Here is a 19,316-nt window from a genome sequence, read left to right as displayed (position 1 = left end):
TGAAAAAGATATCTTACGGACAAATTTTTCAATTTTTCAATCTTTCAATCTTTCAATCTTTCTTGTTAACATTCACATTCATATTCATCCCCGCACTCAGTTTATTGATATCCTCTTTTTTATTAGCGGTAGTAAATTCTATTCTTACGGGAATTCTCTGCTGCACTTTAATGAAGTTACCGGTAGAATTGTCTGTCGGAACACTGGAATATCTCGATCCTGTAGCTGCAGAAATAGCCGTAACAATTCCTTCAAATTGTTGTCCGCCGAGCGCATCCGCCGTCATTGTCATCTTCTCTCCAATTTTAACATTTGGCATCTGGCTTTCCAGAAAATTGGCAGTTACCCATTTCTGACCATTCAGTACAATCGTAGCTACCTGCTGCCCCGGCTGGATCAGTTGGCCTTCGGAAATCGTTCTTCTCCCCATAACGCCGTCATAGGGTGCTGTAATTACGGTATAAGAAAGATTGATTCTTGCCATATCCAATGCCGATTTTGTTCTTTTGATCTCGGCATCATTGATCCCAAGCTTGCTTTTAACTTCCGTCGTAGAAAGGTTAGCTGATTGCTTTTGATTAACTAATGTTTCGTAAGCTGCTTTTTGTGCATCATATTCTGTTTTCACCTGGTCATATTGTTGTCTGGTAACAGCTTCTGAAGCCAATAGGTTTTTGTACCTGTTCAGGTTTTGTTCGGCATTCCATAATCTGGCTTTTGCCCCTGCTAAATTAGACTCCATCACGTTAACATTATTAGAAACCGTATTTACGGATGATGACGTAGCGGAGCGCTGTGCCAAAGCATTTTGATACGCTGCTTCGGCCTGGCCTAGCTGGGTTAAAATTTCATTTTTATCTAAAATAACCAAAGTATCTCCTTTTTTTACCTGCTGGTGCTCAATAAATTTAATTTCTTTGATATAGGCTGAAACCCTGGTATTGATTGGATTGATAAATTCTTCAACCTGGGCTGCTTCTGTATAAGTCTTATCTCCGATATGAAAATATTCCCTAACCAGCCAGAATAAGCCAAAACCAATAGCCAGAAATACAATAATATTGGAAATAATTGCTCTAATTTTATTTTTCCTAGCTTCCTTCTTTTTAGCTACTGCGCTTGAAACCGCAGGTGCCTGTTCTATATTTTGTTGTTCCTTGTTTTCCATTATCTTGATTTTCAGTTTTAAAAATTAAAGTGTTCCCGTAGATTTTAAAAGATTATAATATTGATACAGAACATTGATCTCTGCATTGGCAAAGTCCAGTTCAGACTGTAATTTCTGATTTTGAGCATCAATCATTTCGGCTTGTACAGCCAGCTGATTAAGATATTTAGCCTCTGTAATCTTGTAATTCTCTTCGGCCAGTTTTTTGGCGTCATTAAGAATATCAGCCTGCTGAATAGATTCCTGGTATTTAACATAAGCCGCATTAACTCCCATGTCTACATTTTGCTGAACTAAAGTCATTGCATCTCCGGCTTGCGTTTTTTGTATTTCTCCAAGTTTAATTTTCTCTTTCGTTTTATAAAGATTGTCGATATTGTAACTTAGAGAAACTCCTGCCTGCCATCCTCCGGAATACATATCCAGAACAGGATTTCTTGTCGTAATCGGGCGCTGTAATGTATAACCTCCAAAACCGGATAACGTAGGAAGCTGATCGGTTTTTATAATCTCTATATTTTTATTTGCAACATCAATATTCGTTTTGGCAGACTTTAGCTGTGGATTACTGTTATGAGCCAGATCCATATAATACTCCATTCCGATACCCGCTTCCTTATTGTCTAAACTTTCGACAGGAATAATTTCTGTTTCAGAAGGTAACCCTAATGCAATATTCATATTATAATTAAGGATCTTCCGGTTATTAACGAGCGTTAAGATTCCCTGATCGAGATTCTTTATTGCCAACTCTCCACGGATCACTTCATTGCGGGTAACCATTCCTTGCTGATAAAATTTCTGGATGTTTTTCAGGCGTTCCTGGGCCAGTTTCTTATTATTCTGAAAAACGGATTCCTGATTAAGAATTTTGTAGATATCCAGATAATTGGATATAACTAAGAGCTTAACGTCCTGTTTATTCTTTTCAAGATCCAATTCAGAAAGCTGTTCCCTTAATCCGGCTAATTCTATAGATTTATTCACCAATCCTCCTTTGAAGATCAACTGAGTAGCCTGTACTGCATATGAGCTTCCATAGTGAGGCATAGGAATAGTGGTAGAACCCGAAAAATCTTTGTCAATTGCTACTGCATCTCCCAAGTAAAACTGACTTGTTGATGCCGTTATATTAGGCAACTTCTGTAGTTTTGCGACACCTGTCTGTTGTTTTGCAATATTGATATTTTGAGCGGTAACTTTTAGCTGCTGATGATTCTGAAGAGCCAGTTCAGCGACCTCATTCGCTGTCATTTGTCTGACTTCCTGAGAAAAAAACAGCGCAGGGAATATAGCTATCAAAACTGATAGTGCTGTTTTTATGTAATGTATCATTTTACCTTGTTTTTACATAGGCAAAGTTACGGCAACACAGAAATCAAACAAATGTTTGATAACTGGAAAAAGATGTTCAAATGTAGGATTTACCTGTCAAACTGATTTCTGTATTGGGTGGGACTGATCTCTAAATGCTTCTTAAAAAAGTGAGAAAATGAATACTGATCACTAAACCCAAGCATGGAAGAAATCTCTGAAACAGACTTTTTGGAAGAGTTTAGAAGTACTTTGGCTTCGTTGACCACTATAGCCGCTATGATCTGACTGGCCGACTTTCCGGTAATAGATTTCACCACCGACGAAAGATGTCTGGTTGTAATGGACTGTCTTTCGGCATAGAACTCAACAGCTCTTTCCGTATGGTGATGTTCTGCGAGATCTGTCAAGAAGATAAAAACAATTTCTTCCTGTCTAGACATCTGCCCCATGGCGTTGCTATCCTCCTTGGAAATAATCCCGGCCATCTGGTAGCAAAAAACGGAAAATAAGTGTTCCACTATCTCCTTTTTATACATCATTTCCGTTTCCGAATCCAGTATATATTTAAGGAAATTAACACTTTTCCACACCAACTCCATTTCATCCTGCTGAAAAGGAACTCCTTTATTCATTTGTTGCCTGAAATAACGGTATCCGATAAGACGGTTAAATTTCAGGGATAAAGCAGAAATAAACTCCCTTTTATAAGAAACCATTCTGGATTGAAAGTCATCACTTACCGATACCATTTCATAAACAGTCTGGGGATCGGTTACCATAAACATATTGGGCATAAGTTCAAGGTCCCTGAAATGCTGACGAAGCTTTATAGTCCCGGTTTTAACAAATATAAACGCAGGATTATCTGGACGAAAGGGTTTTTCGACAGAAATTCTTTCAAAGATATTATGCTGTGTAAAGATCTCTACACCGAATTTTTCCAGGACAGACATACCACAAATGTATTCAATCTCTTGGACGATTGCAAAATTTTATTAATTTCGTATTAACCAAATTCCAAATTATGAGAAAGATAGATTTATTTTTCGCAGAATATTGTAAAAACCACAGAAATAAAACCAATAAGCTCATTCATTGGATGTGTGTTCCTCTCACTTTTTGGAGCATATTAGGCTTTATCTCCTTACTTCCTTCACCGCATATTTGCTCTCCTTACTTTGGTTGTGCCAGCATCATAAGCATGGTTGCAGTTGCATTCATTACGCTATTTTATCTCAGACTATCCTTCCTGATCAGCATGATGATGCTTATTATCATGATATTGATGGAGGGTTCAATATATATGGTTAATATACGATTCTTGAAAAACGCATGGATTATTTATTTTTCAATATTCGTGGTTACCTGGATCTTAAGACTTTTCGGACACAGAATCGAAGGTAAAAAGCCTCCCTTCTTAAAAGATCTTCAATTCCTTCTAATGGGGCCTATTTGGTTATTAACCTTTATTTTCAAAAAGACAGGAATAAAATATTAACAGTCTTTCTTTTGAATTATGCATCATTTTTGATAAGATTCATAAAAAGAATCATGAAGAACTTAATTTTACCCTTATTGCTCATAATATGCATTCATTGCAGTAAATCAGATGGTGTCGCCAGTCCAAGAGCTAGTGCTGATCTTGTAGAAGTACTACCGGATGATAAAACAGCTAATTTCTCAAAAAACGAACTAGTTCCTTCGCCTCAAGAGGAACCGCGGGAAAATACACCAAAAAAAATCGATACCATTTCTAAAAAAATCATTAAAAATGGAGAAATGCGTATCCAAGTTTCAGATATTAAAAAATCCCTGGATCAGGTAAATGAAGCCTTAAAGAAAAATAATGCTTATATACAAACAGAAGATTTTCAAAACTCAGATGAAGATGAAAACCTGAGCCTTACGATCCGTGTGCCTCATAAAAATTTTGATGCTTTAATCAATTCTTTTTCTAATGGGATAGGTTCTGTTTTATCTAAAAACATTTCCTCTGAAGATGTTACGGAAGAGTATACAGATGTAAGCATCAAACTAGCCAACAAAAAGATTTATCTTGAAAAATACCGGGATTTGCTTAGGAGAGCCTCCAATACGAAGGATATGCTTGAAATCCAGGAAAAAATCCGTGGTCTGGAAGATGAAATAGATGTTGCAGAAGGAAAACTTCGTTTTATTGATGACCGTGTGAACTACAGCACACTCAATTTGAGTTTATATAAAGAAAAAATAAGAAGTTCAGCTACATCAAAAATAGGTTTTGGAAGCCGGTTCGGAGACTCCATTACCCAAGGCTGGAATAGTTTTATAAGTTTCATACTAGGACTCATCTCTTTTTGGCCATTCTTTTTAGCCATCCCGCTTATTGTTTTCCTTTGGAGAAAATGGAAAGGAAGAAGAAAACAAAAATAGATCTGAATATCTATATCCGGATCTATTTTTGTTTTTAAAACTATGCATTAAAATGCTTCTTTACCATTTCCAGCACTTTCTCGTCTGACATTTGCTGGGACGTGTCTAATGTAATTTTCAGATCCTTGAACTGAGCAGTATCATGCAGATAGTGTTTTAATTCTTCCTGAATTTTTCCCGGACCGGTAATATATACTTCCTGAGAATTTATTAATAAATGTTCAACTTCTTTAAAAAACTTAATCCGATTCGTCCTTTCCGCATTATTACCTGCATTTTCACTTGAATTACCATGCTGAATCTCAGCTTTTACAGGATTACAAAGAAAAAATTTAAAGGCATTTTGTGCATCGTGATTTTTTGCAACGATAGCTTTTTCGGTATCTATCCAGATTCCTGCTAATTTTTTGTCTGACATAATCTTGTATTTTAATGTTACTCTATATAGAACAACAATGGTGCAAAGACGACGTTAATGCATGTTAAAAATAATTGCACTAAAAAAATTAAACAACAATGAAACAAGACCTGTTATACGAAAACTCTTTATAAGAAAGATCTACATAATTATTTACCAAGCACAAATACAGCGGGGATTTTATGAAGTTCCGGTTTTTTCTTTTGCCATTCTTTAATGGTTTTCGTCTGAATAAATTCATGCTCAGGATCGTTGATATTAGCAGCGATACACAATTTTGTATTGGGAGATAAAAATTTACACAGATCTTCGATAAGGGGATTATTCCGATAGGGCGTTTCCATAAAAATCTGGGAATATCCTGTCTTCTGTACAAGGCTTTCCAAATGCAGAATTTGTTTTTTCTTTTCTCCTTTATCAATAGGAAGGTATCCGTTAAACGAAAACTCCTGACCGTTAAACCCACTTGAAATCAGAGCCAGGATAATAGAAGATGGTCCTGAAACAGGTATTACTCTTATATTTTTTTCATGGCACCATTTCACAATCAGATTTCCCGGATCAGCAATGCAGGGAAGTCCAGCTTCAGAAAGCAATCCAAAATCCTGACCTTTTAACATGAGTTCCTGAGCATCTTTAATGTCCGCATTCTCGGTGTATTTATCCAGTAAAAAAAGCTTGAGATCGGATTGTTTTTTTTCAGGAGCAAAGAATTTAATGACCTTTCGGGCAGTTTTTTCATTTTCCACAAAGAAATAATCGGTTTGCATGATATAATCATTCATCACCGGTGAAAAATGATTGATAGGAGTATTTTCTGATAAATAGGCTGGAAGTAAAAAAAGCATTTTTTTATTTTTGGGTTCTTTCTTTTAATGAGGGTTGTTGAAAATATTGGGTCAGATCCATTGAGAACGTCACTGAGGTGATTTTCCATGTCCCGCTGATCTTCATTAAGGTCCATATTTCTTTTCCCCAGTTACTCATTTTTCCGTCATACCAAAAGCTATAATCGAAATTAGCGGAAGCTATGGAACCGTCTTCAATGATCCTGATATTATCAAACTTTTCTTCTGATTTATCGTCTTTAAAACCCTTAATAAAGGTTTTATAATCATCGGTAAAGTGGCTTTCTGCTTTTGGATTTTTTTCAAGACGTTTCAATTGAGTCCTTTCACTATATGTTCCCGTCCATAAAACCGGTTCCTGAAAAAGGGAAAGAAATTTACTTTCATCCCTGGTTTTGATGCTTGTCATAAAATCATCCATTACTTTCCTAATAGCAATCTCGTCGTTTGTCTGGGCAAATAGAAAGTTGGCAATTAAAACAAAAAAGAAAATCAAGTATTTCATTTAATTTATAATTTGATTACGGATCGTATTGCATGCTTCATCCAAAAGTTGATACACATCTTCAAAATCATCCATATTTCCCCAATAAGGATCGGGAACTTCAGCATTTTCATGATTTCCTGCAGCTTCTAAAAACAGAAATATTTTCTGCCTTTGTTCCTCATTTTTTGCTTTTGAAATTACATCCCCATAAATATCAATATCCATACAGTAGATTTTATCAAAATTTTCCAGATCCGCTTTGGTGATGGGTCTGGATCTTTGTTTGGAAATATCAATCCCATGATTAGCTGCCGTTTTTATCGCCCGTTTATCCGGATGTTCACCTTCATGCATTGAAATCGTTCCCGCAGAATCCACTACAAAACCGGGAGGGAGCTTTTCTTTCATAATTCCTTCTGCTAAAGGGCTCCTGCAAATGTTTCCCAAGCACACCATCAATATTTTCATGTTACAATTCTATGAATTAAGGACTAGCATATCTATCAAAATTAAACAAAAAAATGAAGAATAATTCCTATCCTTCATTTTCTTTATATCAAATTAAATTATTCTAGTGTTTGATTCTTTCCGTAAGCTCTTTTACGTACTTTTTCACTTCTTTGTCTATCTTGGAAACATCTTTAATAGTTTCACAAGCATACATTACCGTTGAATGATCTTTACCTCCCATTTCTTCACCGATTTTAGTAAATGTAGCATTGGTAAATTCCTTTGCAAAATACATGGCCAGCTGTCTTGGAAGTGCAATTTCCCTTTTTCTTGTTTTCGAAAGTAACTGCTCTCTTTTAATACCAAAATAATCACATACGATCTCCTGAATATAAGGAATGTTGATGATTTTTTTCTGATTGGCTGCAATCTTATTGATGGTATCTTTCAATAACTCAAGACTAAGATCGGATTTATAAATTGTGGAGTAAGCAATTACAGAATTGATCACCCCTATAAGTTCTCTTACGTTGGTCTTTGCTTCAGCCGCTAAGAAGTCGAGCATATCTTCCGTCAGTACAATACCATCTCTGCTTAACTTATCAACGATAATTTTTCTTCTGGTTTCCAGATCCGGAGATTTGATCTCTGCAGAAAGTCCCCATTTGAAACGGGAAACGATTCTGTCCTGAATATCCATGATATCTACAGGAGCCTTATCAGAAGTCAGAATGATCTGCTTTCCATTCTGATGCAGATAATCGAAAATGTGGAAGAAACTATCCTGTGTCGCCGATTTACCGGACAAGAACTGAATATCATCAATGATCAAAACATCCACCATCTGGTAGAAGTTAGCAAACTCGGTTTGCTTATGTGCCTTTGCTGCTGAAATGAATTGCTGTATGAATTTTTCAGAAGACAAATAAAGGACTACTTTATCCGGAAACTGGCTTTTAACTTCCAATCCTACCGCTTGTCCCAAGTGTGTTTTACCCACTCCATATCCTCCATATAAAAACAATGGATTAAAGGCAGTAGCACCAGGTCTTTTTGCTATAGATCTTGCTACTGTTGCAGCAAATTTATTGCTTTCTCCCTCTACATAGTTATCAAAAGAAAAATCAGATTTCAGATTGGAATCGATATTTACTTTTTTAATTCCAGGTACAACAAAAGGATTAACAATATTGGATGAAAAACCTTGAGGCATTGTTTCCTGCACTTTCGGTGTAGGAACACTTTTCCCTTTCATGTTCATGGTAACTGGTTTTTCTAAGCCATTAGGCTTATTTTCCATTACAGAATACCATAATTTTACTCCTTTACCTATATTTTTCTTCAGGGCCGCAGAAAGTAGAGATAAGTAATTATCCTCAATATATTCCTTGTAAAAATCACTAGGTACCATTAATGTAAGATTATTGTCAACCAAAGAGATTGGCTGCACCTTATCGAACAATAAGTCGAAGGATTTTTCAAGTTTTTTCAAATCAGAATTATCTTCAGCTGCGTTAAGATTGTCACGCATAAACTGAAGGCACTTCTGCCATATCATCATTAAATTTTCATCCATATTTATGCCCCGATTAATTCTTTAGTTAGTACTGTGTTTAGAAGGAAGACAAAGGTCTAATTTTTTATTTTCAAAAAAAAATTTTGCAGGTATTGATTATTTAAAAATATATTTGTATGTATAATTTGAGACCCAAAATGATACACACAATCCACTCAATACGAGTACGTTACGCCGAAACCGACCCTATGAAATATGTCTATTATGGCAACTATGCAACGTACTTTGAAATTGGCAGAGTTGAGCTATTTCGATCCATCGGAATGTCATATAATGAAATTGAAAACCAGGGAATTTGGTTACCCGTTTCCGATTATAAAATTAAGTATTTAAAACCAGCTTTATACGATCAAAAATTAGAAATCCACACCTATATAAAAAAAATACCCGGAGTACGGATTGAATTTGAATATGAAATCTACAACGAAGATGGAGTAAAAATTACCGAAGCTTCTACCACCCTGTTCTTTCTGGATTCATCAACCAACAAAATCATCAGATGCCCGGAGCATTTATTGAATCTTTTTAAAGCAAACTGGAAGGTTGAAGAAAATACCCCTGAATAATTACGGTATATAATTTTTTTAACTATCAACTATTTCATTCCTTTGTTGAAGTTTAATTTACATTTAACAATTACGCAGAATATATGAAGATTGCATTTCTTGGCCCACATGCAAGTTTTACTCAACTTGCCACCACACAACTTTTTCCTGAGGAAGACCTATTACCACAGGCAAATATCCTGGATTGTTTTGAAGCAGTAGAAAAAGGAGAAGTTGCTAAAGCTGTTGTCCCATTGGAAAACTCCATTGAAGGTACCGTTTCCATGACATTAGATTATCTGTATAAAACCCCTGCAATAAAAATCGAAGCTGAAGCTGTGATGCCCATTGCACATCACTTAATGATTCATCCCAACAATTCTATTGAGGAAATCGAGAAGATTTATTCCCATCCGCAGGCATTGGCTCAGAGTTTTCATTTTTTAGATGAACACTACAAGAATGTTCAAAGACAGGATTTTTCTTCTACGGCCGCCGCAGCCAAGTTTGTATCCGAGAACCCTGATCAAAAGATCGCAGCTGTCGCCAACCAATTTGCTGCTAATCTTTATGGTTTAAAAATCATTAACCGGAATATTCAGGACTTTGAGCAGAACCATACACGCTTTATCGTGATCTCTAAAGAAGGAAATTCTTACAAAAACGAAAAATTAGAGGTTCTTGGGGAAAAATCCGGGATGCTCATTACATTACCTGAAGATCATGCCGGAGGATTACACCAGGTACTATCAGTATTCGCCTGGAGAAAGATGAATCTTAGTAAAATAGAATCCCGGACCTTAAAAACGGGACTTGGAAACTACTTTTTCTATATCAATGTGGTAGGTGAATGGCATCCGATCCTGCATGGAAATGCAATACAGGAGCTTGAATCCATCCGCGCAGATGTTGATTTCCTTGGAAATTACAAAGAGTACTTATTAGAAAGTTAAATCTTATTAAAAATACAGGATAGTTATAATATTATCTAAGAAATATAACCTACTAAAAAGCTGTCAGACGTTCTGACAGCTTTATTTTTACATTAAATAAAAATTATTCAATAAAAAGGGATTTATTTAAATTATTTTATTTATCTTTATTCTCAAAAAATTTAAGTATATTTACTTATAGTATAAATACGTAACGTTATATTGAATATAAATTGTAAATTGTTAAAATATTTAAACATAATTTACAATAACTTTATATAAAATATAACCTACAGGCATAATTTTTGCTGTATTTTTACGAAACTAAAACTAGAACCATAACAATTTAAACTTTTATAACATGAAAACTAAAATTTCCATTCTGATCTTATTTTTGATCTCATTTCAAGCCTTTTCACAGGTAGGAATAAACACCACAACACCAGCAGCTACTCTTGACGTAAACGGAGATGTGAAAGTACGCCAGGTTCCAACAACGACAACATTAACTGGATTTGATGTTATGATGTATAATATTGCTACCGGTGAATTACAACAAGCAGATCCTGCATTAGTAGCGAGTGCCGGAAGTGGTGGTGCTACAAACCCTACCCTGTTTGCTGCTAAAAAAACAGCAGGAATCAGTTTATTAAGCTTAGGATTGTTTCCTTCCGGATTTAGAGGAGTTAACTTCCTGACAGCAGAAAGAACAATCGGTAGTGCAGCATTATTCTCTGATACCGACAATACGTATGTTGTTCCATCTGACGGAGTATACGCTATTGGATTTACTTTCCGTTACGGAACAGGATTACAAGCTTCAATCCTTGCCAACAGCCCGGGAGTAGGAATCGTTAGAACAAGAGCAGGGGTAGCTACTACAATAGATAGCCGTGCATTTAGCGGAGCAAACCTAATTCTGTTAAGCTTAACAATTTCAGAATCCAGCTTGAACTCAATCTATAGCTTACAGGCAGGAGATAAGATTTCATTCGGTCTTGTAGGGTCATCTGCGCTTGACGTAGGTTTACTTGGATCAAGTGTTGCTTCATTCTATATTTACAAAGTATCTAACTAGGACTTTTATTTAATTTAATCACTATACACCGTTAATCCATCATATCCCAATATGATGGATTAATTGTTTTTACGAGTAGCTTAACAAACATTTATTTATATTTGATCAAACAAATGAAAATTATGACGGCAAATTTCCTGGTTATTCTACTGATTGTATTGATTGTTATTGTTTATAGTAATTTAAATAGCAGAATACAAAAGCTTGAAAAGAAAATTTCAGACTTACAGGAAAATACTCCTAAAGACATTCCGGTTGCAGGGCTAAAAAAAGAATCTACAAGTCCATCTCAGCTATCTCCTGAAGCTTCACCTATCAATACACATCATGAAAAAGAATCTGCACCGGAGATCTACCCCAACATTCAGGAACAGGTACCATCAGATCAACAAACAGACTGGCTTTCCCCTATTATGGGTTTTCTTAAACAAAACATTCTGGCAGTTATTGGTATTTTCACTTTGGTTTTAGGTATCGGTTACTTTGTAAAGTATGCCATTGATAAAAACTGGATTGGAGAAGCAGCAAGGGCGACAATAGGATTCTTCATCGGTTCAGCTATTATAATTACAGGTCATTTTCTAAGAAAAAATTATGCAACATTTTCATCTATAATATTGGGAGGTGGTATTGCAATCTTATATTTTACCACTACCATAGCGTTTCGTGAATATCATCTGTTCGCACAGAATACCGCTTTTATTATTACATGCTGTATAACATTATTATCTATCATTCTTTCTTATCGCTATAATAGCGAGGTCCTAGTTATTTTTTCATTATTTGGCGGATTTCTAGCCCCTTTAATGATCAGTTCCGGCCAGAGTAATTACTTATTTTTATTCACCTATATATCTGTTTTAAATATCGGAATGTTTATCATTACCTTTTTGAAACAATGGAAAAGTGTTGGAGGAATTGCATTTTTCTTTACGCATCTCTATTTGTTATATTGGATTGTAGAAAAACCTGAAATATTAAGTATTTATTTTTATCTGATCAATTATGTTATATTTTATGCTTTCGCATTGCTTAACAATATTAAGAAAAACATACTTTTTGCTTTTGATACAATATTATTAGTCCTGGTCAACTTCTTTAGTACTCTAAGTTTAATTTACCTTTTTAACAAATTGGGATATGAACCGGTCATCATATTTCCTCTAATCTTTGCAGCAATTAACGGCTGTCTCGTTTTCAGGGAATATAATAAGAAAAGTTTTAACAGCACTTATTCCATATTTACAGGTATTACTGTAAGCCTTCTAACCATTGCTGTCGCATTGCAGTTCAAAACGCATTTGATCACAAGCATCTGGGCAATTGAAGCAACTTTACTTCTTTTTATCTGGAAAAAAACAAATCTTAGTATTTTTAAAGTTTTCTTTTATATTCTTTTTCCTTTGGTCCTGTTAGCTCAAATCATTACATGGGCACAATATTTCGACGCAAAAGATCTTAACGTAATAATCAACCCTATCTTTTTAACAAGTTTGGTGACAATCATTACCATCCTTTTTAATCTTGCCCTACTCAAAAGATTACAGGGAAATAACACTTCCGGAAATAGCTTCTTTGAAAATGCATTTAAAATCCTTAATTACTCTATCATTTATTTCGCGATATTATTTGAATTGATTTATCAGATTTCTGAACAGCCTTTTGCTATTATTTTAGTATCGGGGCTTTTACTGAGTCTGTTCTACATCTTCATCCTTTTACTACTCGGCAGAAAACTGGAAATAAACAGACAAATCGAAAACGGATTGATTTATTTTTTCTTTTGCCTTACTATCATTCATGTTACTTTCTGTGCTTCCGAGCTTATACATGATATCGTATTAAAGAAAACTTCACCTTCTTTCTATGGAATTTATTTACTATACCTCATTCCTTTTATATATGTATATTATTATAAGGTAATAAACACACCGGATTTTTTGAAAATAAAAATTTCGTATTGGCTCGGTGCCTTTACATTGGTTACTGTTGTAAGCTGTGAATTGTATCATTTATATTTATTGGGAAATTCAGTAAACCTTGCAAAACTGCCTGCACTTCAAAAACATTTTAGCATTCTGTATCTTCCAATCATTTGGGCTATCCTTTCAATTATCTTTATTTATACCGGGCTTAAAAGAGAGAATAATGAATTAAGCAGAATCGGATTCACCCTTATAGGGATCGTTATTGTGAAACTGTATGCATATGATGTATGGCAAATGGATAATATCTCCAGAATTATAGCTTTTATATTACTTGGAGTGATTTTATTGCTAAGCTCATTTATGTTCCAGAGATTGAAAAATATCATTAAAAATCTTGTGGATAAAAAGGAGGAAACTGATAAAAATGAAAATTCAGAATTTTAATAAAAACCATTATTTATACATAATTTTTAATTTATCTTGAAATCACATTCAAATTCTACAAAAAAAACTTATATTTAACCTGTTTTTAATCGTTACTTATTCTTTAGATTATGAAAAAAATACTTTATTCTTTTTTATTAGTATCTTCTGTATGTTTGTTTGGACAGAAGAATCCTTCAGCGAAATTTGCTGTTGCTAATGATATTGTTGGAACAGTTGATATGTTCAAGGACAAATCAGATTTCATACAAAGCATGCATGTTTATAAAACGCCTGCTACTTTGCCACAGAATCTAAAAAAATTCAGTTATCTGGCAGACAATGGGATTACAGAGTTCAAAATCAAAAAAGGATATGAAAACCTTGACAGATTAACATTAGCTCAGCTTAATGTACAAAACAACCTACCCAAAGAAACACCTGTAATCATCGAAGGTTATGAATTTTCTAATCCTGAAACCAGTATTTATGCTGATATTTTAGCTAAAACTGAAGTAAAGGATTACAATGGCAAAAAGTCCCTTTTTATTACAACAACCCAGAAATAATCATTAATTTTTGATCATAAAAAAGGATGCTCAGTGAGCATCCTTTTCTAATACTTATTATTCCATTTTTTTCTGAGTTCTTCATAGATCTTTTTCTCCGTGGCATTATTTCCCGGCTCATAAAGCCTGGTGTCTTTAATTTCTTCAGGAAGGAAATCCTGGTCTACAAAGTTTCCTTCATAAGAATGTGCATATTTGTAGTCTTTGCCATAATTAAGATCCTTCATTAGTTTTGTCGGAGCGTTTCTGAGATGAAGGGGTACAGGAAGATTACCTGTTTGTTTTACTAATGCCAATGCATTATTAATAGCCATATAAGTAGAATTACTTTTAGGAGATACTGCCAGATACACTGCAGTTTCACTTAAAATAATCCGGGCTTCGGGATTACCTATTACGTTGACAGCCTGAAAACAATTATTAGCAATAACCAAAGCATTCGGATTTGCTAATCCAATATCCTCAGCCGCAAGAATAAGCATCCTTCTCGCAATAAATTTAATATCTTCTCCCCCGGCGATCATTCTTGCCAGCCAATATACCGCACCATTGGGGTCACCTCCCCGCATGGATTTAATAAATGCAGAGATAATATCGTAGTGCTGTTCTCCATTTTTATCATATAAAGCCATTGTTTCCTGAAGAACGGCAAGAACATCTTCATTGGAAACCTCAGTTGTCTCTGTATTTTTATATTGATTGAGAACCAGCTCAACAGAATTGATAAGTTTTCTGGCATCACCACCCGAATATTGTATAAATGCACCTTTTTCTCCAATTTTTAAATGGGTATTCTCGTCTTTATTGTACCTATCGAGAGCAATGTCCACCAATTCTTCCAGTTTTTCATAGCTTAAAGCTTTCAGGATATACACCTGACTCCTTGAAAGCAAGGCTGAAACTACCTCGAAACTTGGATTTTCCGTGGTTGCACCTATCAGAACGATCCATCCTTTTTCTACTGCGTGAAGCAATGAATCTTGCTGCGACTTATTAAAGCGGTGAATTTCATCAATAAATAGGATTGGCGATTTTCCTGAAAATAGATTCTGTTTTTTTGCTTCATCAATGACATCGCGAACATCTTTTACACCCGAAGAAACCGCAGAAAGTTTATAGAACTTTCTTCCGGATTTTTCAGAAATAATTTCTGCCAATGTTGTCTTCCCCGTTCCCGGAGGCCCCCATAAAATAAGAGAATTGAGCGTATCGTTCTCAATCATCTTCCGTATTGTTCCCTTCTCACCCGTAAGATGCTCCTGCCCCAGAACATCATCCAGGGTTTTGGGTCTTAATTTTTCAGCTAATGGAATATTTTGATTCAAGATATTTTAGGATTTTTGAGTGAATATTTCAGATTTATGTGTCTGAAACTTATAACAAATTTAAACTAATTTTCATTTTTTTACCCTATTTTTGCATTGTTTTGAAATTAACAGTCAACAAGATCATTACTTTTCCTTTGGTAATTTTAGTTAAATTTTACCAATGGTTTATCTCGCCCTTACTCCCTAAAAACTGTCGTTATGAACCTACATGCTCCCATTATATGGTAGAATCACTGCAGGTGCATGGTATTTTTAAAGGATTGTGGCTGGGTATAAGGAGAATTTCAAAATGTCATCCATGGGGAGGTAGCGGATATGACCCCGTTCCTCCAAAGAAATAAAAATTCAGTAATAAACTATCAAAAAAATAGAAATGAGTAATATTTTTTTCAGAATGTACCTCGTAGTATTTGCCTTCGTTACCCAGTGTATTTTTGCACAGGCATACCCTGGCGGTCTATCGGACGGAAGCTTACAAGTAAATGCTACGGAAATCCCCGTTAAAATCTATTCAACAACTGAAATCAGAGATCTGGACTCTTTTGTGGAAAGACCTATCAATAGTAATGTTCTGGTAATTCTGAATAAGTCTAATTTTGAGCCTGCTTACTTCAATTTCAGCGCTGCAACATTAAGTAAATACAAAGAAGCAAAATACCAGTTTTTTGATAAACACTTTAAGCTGATAGAAACTCCGGCTACTCAGGAAAATATTGAAACTTTCAAATATGCTGTAAAAGCAGACAAACCCATTACAGCTGCAGACCATGTTGAACTGGAAACTCCTTTTAAAATATGGGATCCTTCCAATGGGATCAAACTGGGGCCTGTTACACTTCATTTTTATAGCCTGATGTTCATTTTTGCCTTTGGATTTGGTTATCTCCTGATGGCAAGAATCTTCAAAACTGATAATGTCAATTTAAAATATCTGGAACCATTATTTACATGGACGCTGATCGGAACTATTTTGGGTGCAAGGCTAGGCCACGTTATCTTTTATCAGCCTGAATTATTCAAGGAAGATTTCTGGAGTGTCTTTTTACCAATAAGCACAAAAAACGGCCTGAAATTCACAGGCTTTTCAGGATTAGCAAGCCATGGAGCTACTATTGCTTTAATTCTTACAACTCTTTATTACTCGTTTAAGATCATCAGAAAAAATCCTTTCTGGGTATACGATAGATTAGGAATAGTGGTTTCTTTGGGAGGTGCATTTGTAAGAATGGGAAACTTTTTCAATTCTGAAATTGTGGGAAAACCTGTAGACCCGAATTCCCCGTTTGCTTTACTTTTCCCTCAGCAAAGCAGTGAATATGGTCTAACTGTACCACGTTATCCTACCCAGCTTTTTGAAGCCTTCGGATATATTTGCCTGTTTATCCTACTTTGGATCTTATACAAAAAGACAGATAAGAAATATCAGCAAGGCTGGTTATTTGGATTATTTTTCATTATTCTTTGGGCTATCAGATTCTTTGTAGAATTTTTAAAAGAGCCTCAGGGAGATGAATTTATCCAGATCGGAGGCTTGAATACCGGACAGGTACTTTCTATTCCTTTCATGCTTGCAGGAGTAGTGATCATGATTATGTCTAAAAAATTCAAAATTACTCAGGAACAAAACGCAAAACCTGAATAATTATATTCCTTAAAATAAATATAAAAGCCACAATTGAATTGTGGCTTTTATATTTTTACGACCTCCTTTAGAAGTACTTTATAGCTTAACTGCCGTTTTTTTATTGATTTTCTCAAATACTGTTCCCAGTTCATTAATGAGATCAGTAGAAAGCATAGATTCTTTAGAATATCTTTCTGCTGCATAATCTGCTGCTTTTCCATGAAGCCACACCCCGAAAACAGCGGCATCTTCTTCGGAATATCCTTGTGCCAGTAATGAGGTAAGAATTCCTGTAAGAACATCTCCACTTCCTCCCTTGGCCAGTCCCGAATTTCCTGTTGTATTATAATACACTTTTCCATCAGGAGTAATAATTTGTGTATGATGATCCTTCAGGACAATATATATCTGATGCTCATCCGCTTTCTGACGAGCCAGTTCCAGCCTTTCAAAAGAGTCTGCAGATTTACCAAATAGCCTTTCAAACTCCTTGGGATGAGGAGTAATGATTGAATTCTTCGGGATCAGTTTCAGATTTTTTTCATTTTCCGAAATTATATTCAAAGCATCCGCATCCAGGATCAGTGGTTTCTCATATTCTTTTAAAAATTGCAGAAGCACTTTTTGCGTTTCCTTATCTGCTCCTATACCCGGCCCTATACCAAATACAGAATTATCTTCAATCTCTATCTTACTTGTAACTTGATCACCACTTTTTATAAACATGGCTTCCGGACAAGATATTTGTAAAATATTATATCCGCATTCGGGAGCAACCGTGAACGTCAAACCGGCTCCGGTTTTTAAGGCAGCTTTTGTGGATAGCACAGCAGCTCCCATTTTACCGAAGCTTCCTGCAACAATATATACTTTACCATACAATCCTTTATGAGAAAAGTCCGGTCTCGGTCTAAAAATTCTTTTGATCCATTCTTCATCAACTGAAAAATCAGCTGTTTCAGTATTTGAAATATACTCTCTGCTAAGATTTATATCCAAAATCTCTACCTTACCTGTAAATATACCACTTTCAGGATGTAAAAAGCTCTTCTTCCAGAATTGAAAACTCAGAGTATAATCAGCCTTGAAAATAGTAGAGCCTGCAACAGAAGTGGTATCTGTAAAAAGTCCGGAAGGAATATCAATAGAAATTTTAACAACCTTCAGAGTGTTTAAATAATCAACTATTTCTTTGTATGCTCCTTCAAGTTCTCTTGATAATCCGGTTCCGAAAAGGGCATCAATAATAACAGTATCATCATCCAGCGGGTCCTTATCCAGCTCACTGAATCTTTTAACCGGAATTTCCGAAACCCCTTGTACTCTTTCAAAATTGACCTCTGCATCATCGGAAAGTTTCGATTTGGGATCCTCTACAAATACCTCTACATCAAAACCTTCGGTATGGAGCAGCCGTGCAATAGCAAATCCATCTCCTCCGTTATTTCCAACGCCACAGAAAACAAAAAACTTCTTATGATTTTTACAATGTTCAGATATCCAGTTTACACATGATTGTGCTGCGCGCTCCATTAGTTTAATTGAAGAAATTTGATCGTTCGATATCGTAAACTGATCACACGCCCTTATTTGCTCCTTCGTAAATATTTTCATTTCATATTAGTATCCGACTAATTTATAATATTTTTTATTAACGCAAAGGCGATTACTCCACATTCACATTATTTAAAAAGAATACAAATAAATATCCCATAAACGCGAAAAAAATAACAATTTTAGCTATATTTGTCTCATACACAACATAAAAAAAATTAAATTATGGGATTTTTAAAGGAATTTAAAGAATTTGCAGTCAAAGGCAATGTCATTGATCTTGCAGTAGGGGTTATCATTGGTGCAGCTTTTGGTAAAATTGTTTCATCATTTGTAGAAGATGTTATTACTCCTCTTTTACTTAATCCGGCTCTAAAAGCTGCAGGGGCAGAAAATATCAAAACCCTGGTATGGAACGGCGTTACCTATGGTAATTTCCTGGCGGCAGTTATTAACTTCCTTTGTATAGCAATGGTTCTTTTTATAATGATTAAAGGAATTAACAAAGTATCAAAGGCAAAAGAGGTTGCTCCGGCTGGTCCTACAGATGATCAGAAATTATTGATGGAAATCAGAGATTTACTAAAAAACAAGAACAACATATAACATAAAAACACCTCATTTGAGGTGTTTTTTATTTCAATACGAACTTCATTCGA

General features: G+C 35.1%; 20 protein-coding genes. 10 read left to right on the top strand and 10 right to left on the bottom strand.

Going from position 1 to position 19,316, the window contains the following annotated elements; translation table 11 throughout:
• Positions 1 to 52: 52 nt before the first annotated feature.
• The 3 genes from AC0INN_RS02465 to AC0INN_RS02455 form a co-directional block, all read right to left on the bottom strand.
• Complete coding sequence (locus AC0INN_RS02465; RefSeq protein ID WP_273647502.1) at positions 53 to 1,168, bottom strand: HlyD family secretion protein; 1,116 nt, start codon at positions 1,166 to 1,168, stop codon at positions 53 to 55.
• Positions 1,169 to 1,192: 24 nt separating this feature from the next.
• A complete protein-coding gene (locus tag AC0INN_RS02460) occupies positions 1,193 to 2,503 on the bottom strand; it encodes a TolC family protein (protein WP_273647501.1) in 1,311 nt (436 codons plus the stop codon).
• Between the two features lie 89 nt (positions 2,504 to 2,592).
• Complete coding sequence (locus tag AC0INN_RS02455) at positions 2,593 to 3,438, bottom strand: helix-turn-helix domain-containing protein (protein WP_273647500.1); 846 nt, start codon at positions 3,436 to 3,438, stop codon at positions 2,593 to 2,595.
• A 71-nt stretch (positions 3,439 to 3,509) separates the two neighbouring features.
• On the opposite strand from AC0INN_RS02455, the gene AC0INN_RS02450 reads away from it, so the two are divergent.
• Together AC0INN_RS02450 and AC0INN_RS02445 are read left to right on the top strand one after the other, a co-directional pair.
• Positions 3,510 to 3,983, top strand: a complete 474-nt coding sequence (locus tag AC0INN_RS02450) for an Mpo1 family 2-hydroxy fatty acid dioxygenase (protein ID WP_273647499.1) — start codon at positions 3,510 to 3,512, stop codon at positions 3,981 to 3,983.
• 53 nt (positions 3,984 to 4,036) lie between these two features.
• The gene (locus AC0INN_RS02445; protein WP_273647498.1) at positions 4,037 to 4,897 is read left to right on the top strand and encodes a DUF4349 domain-containing protein; all 861 of its coding nucleotides are present in this window, start codon (positions 4,037 to 4,039) and stop codon (positions 4,895 to 4,897) included.
• A gap of 40 nt (positions 4,898 to 4,937) precedes the next feature.
• Here AC0INN_RS02445 and AC0INN_RS02440 read toward each other — a convergent pair whose 3' ends face one another.
• The 5 genes from AC0INN_RS02440 to dnaA form a co-directional block, all read right to left on the bottom strand.
• On the bottom strand, positions 4,938 to 5,315 hold the full coding sequence (locus tag AC0INN_RS02440) for a hypothetical protein (protein ID WP_172277728.1): 378 nt from the start codon (positions 5,313 to 5,315) through the stop codon (positions 4,938 to 4,940).
• Positions 5,316 to 5,464: 149 nt separating this feature from the next.
• On the bottom strand, positions 5,465 to 6,163 hold the full coding sequence (locus tag AC0INN_RS02435) for an SAM-dependent methyltransferase (protein ID WP_172277727.1): 699 nt from the start codon (positions 6,161 to 6,163) through the stop codon (positions 5,465 to 5,467).
• Between the two features lie 4 nt (positions 6,164 to 6,167).
• Positions 6,168 to 6,668 (bottom strand): Cif family virulence factor, encoded by a 501-nt coding sequence (locus AC0INN_RS02430; protein ID WP_273647497.1) that lies wholly within the window; start codon positions 6,666 to 6,668, stop codon positions 6,168 to 6,170.
• Positions 6,669 to 7,118 (bottom strand): low molecular weight protein-tyrosine-phosphatase, encoded by a 450-nt coding sequence (locus AC0INN_RS02425; protein ID WP_273647496.1) that lies wholly within the window; start codon positions 7,116 to 7,118, stop codon positions 6,669 to 6,671.
• A gap of 103 nt (positions 7,119 to 7,221) precedes the next feature.
• Complete coding sequence (gene dnaA, locus AC0INN_RS02420) at positions 7,222 to 8,676, bottom strand: chromosomal replication initiator protein DnaA (protein WP_172277724.1); 1,455 nt, start codon at positions 8,674 to 8,676, stop codon at positions 7,222 to 7,224.
• A gap of 137 nt (positions 8,677 to 8,813) precedes the next feature.
• On the opposite strand from dnaA, the gene AC0INN_RS02415 reads away from it, so the two are divergent.
• The 5 genes from AC0INN_RS02415 (at position 8,814) to AC0INN_RS02395 (ending at position 14,151) form a co-directional block, all read left to right on the top strand.
• Positions 8,814 to 9,242 carry an acyl-CoA thioesterase gene (locus tag AC0INN_RS02415; RefSeq protein WP_172277723.1) on the top strand — a complete coding sequence of 143 codons (429 nt, stop codon included), beginning with the start codon at positions 8,814 to 8,816 and terminating at the stop codon, positions 9,240 to 9,242.
• A gap of 83 nt (positions 9,243 to 9,325) precedes the next feature.
• On the top strand, positions 9,326 to 10,174 hold the full coding sequence (gene pheA, locus AC0INN_RS02410; RefSeq protein ID WP_273647495.1) for a prephenate dehydratase: 849 nt from the start codon (positions 9,326 to 9,328) through the stop codon (positions 10,172 to 10,174).
• A gap of 340 nt (positions 10,175 to 10,514) precedes the next feature.
• Positions 10,515 to 11,231, top strand: a complete 717-nt coding sequence (locus tag AC0INN_RS02405; RefSeq protein ID WP_172277721.1) for a hypothetical protein — start codon at positions 10,515 to 10,517, stop codon at positions 11,229 to 11,231.
• Between the two features lie 122 nt (positions 11,232 to 11,353).
• On the top strand, positions 11,354 to 13,603 hold the full coding sequence (locus AC0INN_RS02400) for a DUF2339 domain-containing protein (protein ID WP_273647494.1): 2,250 nt from the start codon (positions 11,354 to 11,356) through the stop codon (positions 13,601 to 13,603).
• 110 nt (positions 13,604 to 13,713) lie between these two features.
• Positions 13,714 to 14,151, top strand: coding sequence for a hypothetical protein (locus AC0INN_RS02395; RefSeq protein ID WP_172277719.1), 438 nt, complete (start codon positions 13,714 to 13,716; stop codon positions 14,149 to 14,151).
• A 47-nt stretch (positions 14,152 to 14,198) separates the two neighbouring features.
• Here AC0INN_RS02395 and AC0INN_RS02390 read toward each other — a convergent pair whose 3' ends face one another.
• A complete protein-coding gene (locus tag AC0INN_RS02390; protein ID WP_273647493.1) occupies positions 14,199 to 15,476 on the bottom strand; it encodes a replication-associated recombination protein A in 1,278 nt (425 codons plus the stop codon).
• 101 nt (positions 15,477 to 15,577) lie between these two features.
• On the opposite strand from AC0INN_RS02390, the gene yidD reads away from it, so the two are divergent.
• Together yidD and lgt are read left to right on the top strand one after the other, a co-directional pair.
• Entirely contained in the window at positions 15,578 to 15,820 is a 243-nt protein-coding gene (yidD, locus tag AC0INN_RS02385) for a membrane protein insertion efficiency factor YidD (RefSeq protein ID WP_172277717.1), read from the top strand.
• 434 nt (positions 15,821 to 16,254) lie between these two features.
• Positions 16,255 to 17,121 carry a prolipoprotein diacylglyceryl transferase gene (lgt, locus tag AC0INN_RS02380; protein ID WP_228456944.1) on the top strand — a complete coding sequence of 289 codons (867 nt, stop codon included), beginning with the start codon at positions 16,255 to 16,257 and terminating at the stop codon, positions 17,119 to 17,121.
• Positions 17,122 to 17,199: 78 nt separating this feature from the next.
• On the opposite strand, the gene AC0INN_RS02375 is transcribed toward lgt, so the two are convergent.
• Entirely contained in the window at positions 17,200 to 18,717 is a 1,518-nt protein-coding gene (locus AC0INN_RS02375) for an NAD(P)H-hydrate dehydratase (protein ID WP_273647492.1), read from the bottom strand.
• Between the two features lie 165 nt (positions 18,718 to 18,882).
• Here AC0INN_RS02375 and mscL point away from each other — a divergent pair, with 165 nt between their 5' ends.
• Positions 18,883 to 19,263, top strand: a complete 381-nt coding sequence (mscL, locus tag AC0INN_RS02370) for a large conductance mechanosensitive channel protein MscL (RefSeq protein WP_172277712.1) — start codon at positions 18,883 to 18,885, stop codon at positions 19,261 to 19,263.
• The last annotated feature ends 53 nt before the right edge of the window (positions 19,264 to 19,316 follow it).

The organism is Chryseobacterium subflavum, from assembly GCF_055762745.1.
This window is presented reverse-complemented; position numbering and strand designations above follow the sequence as displayed.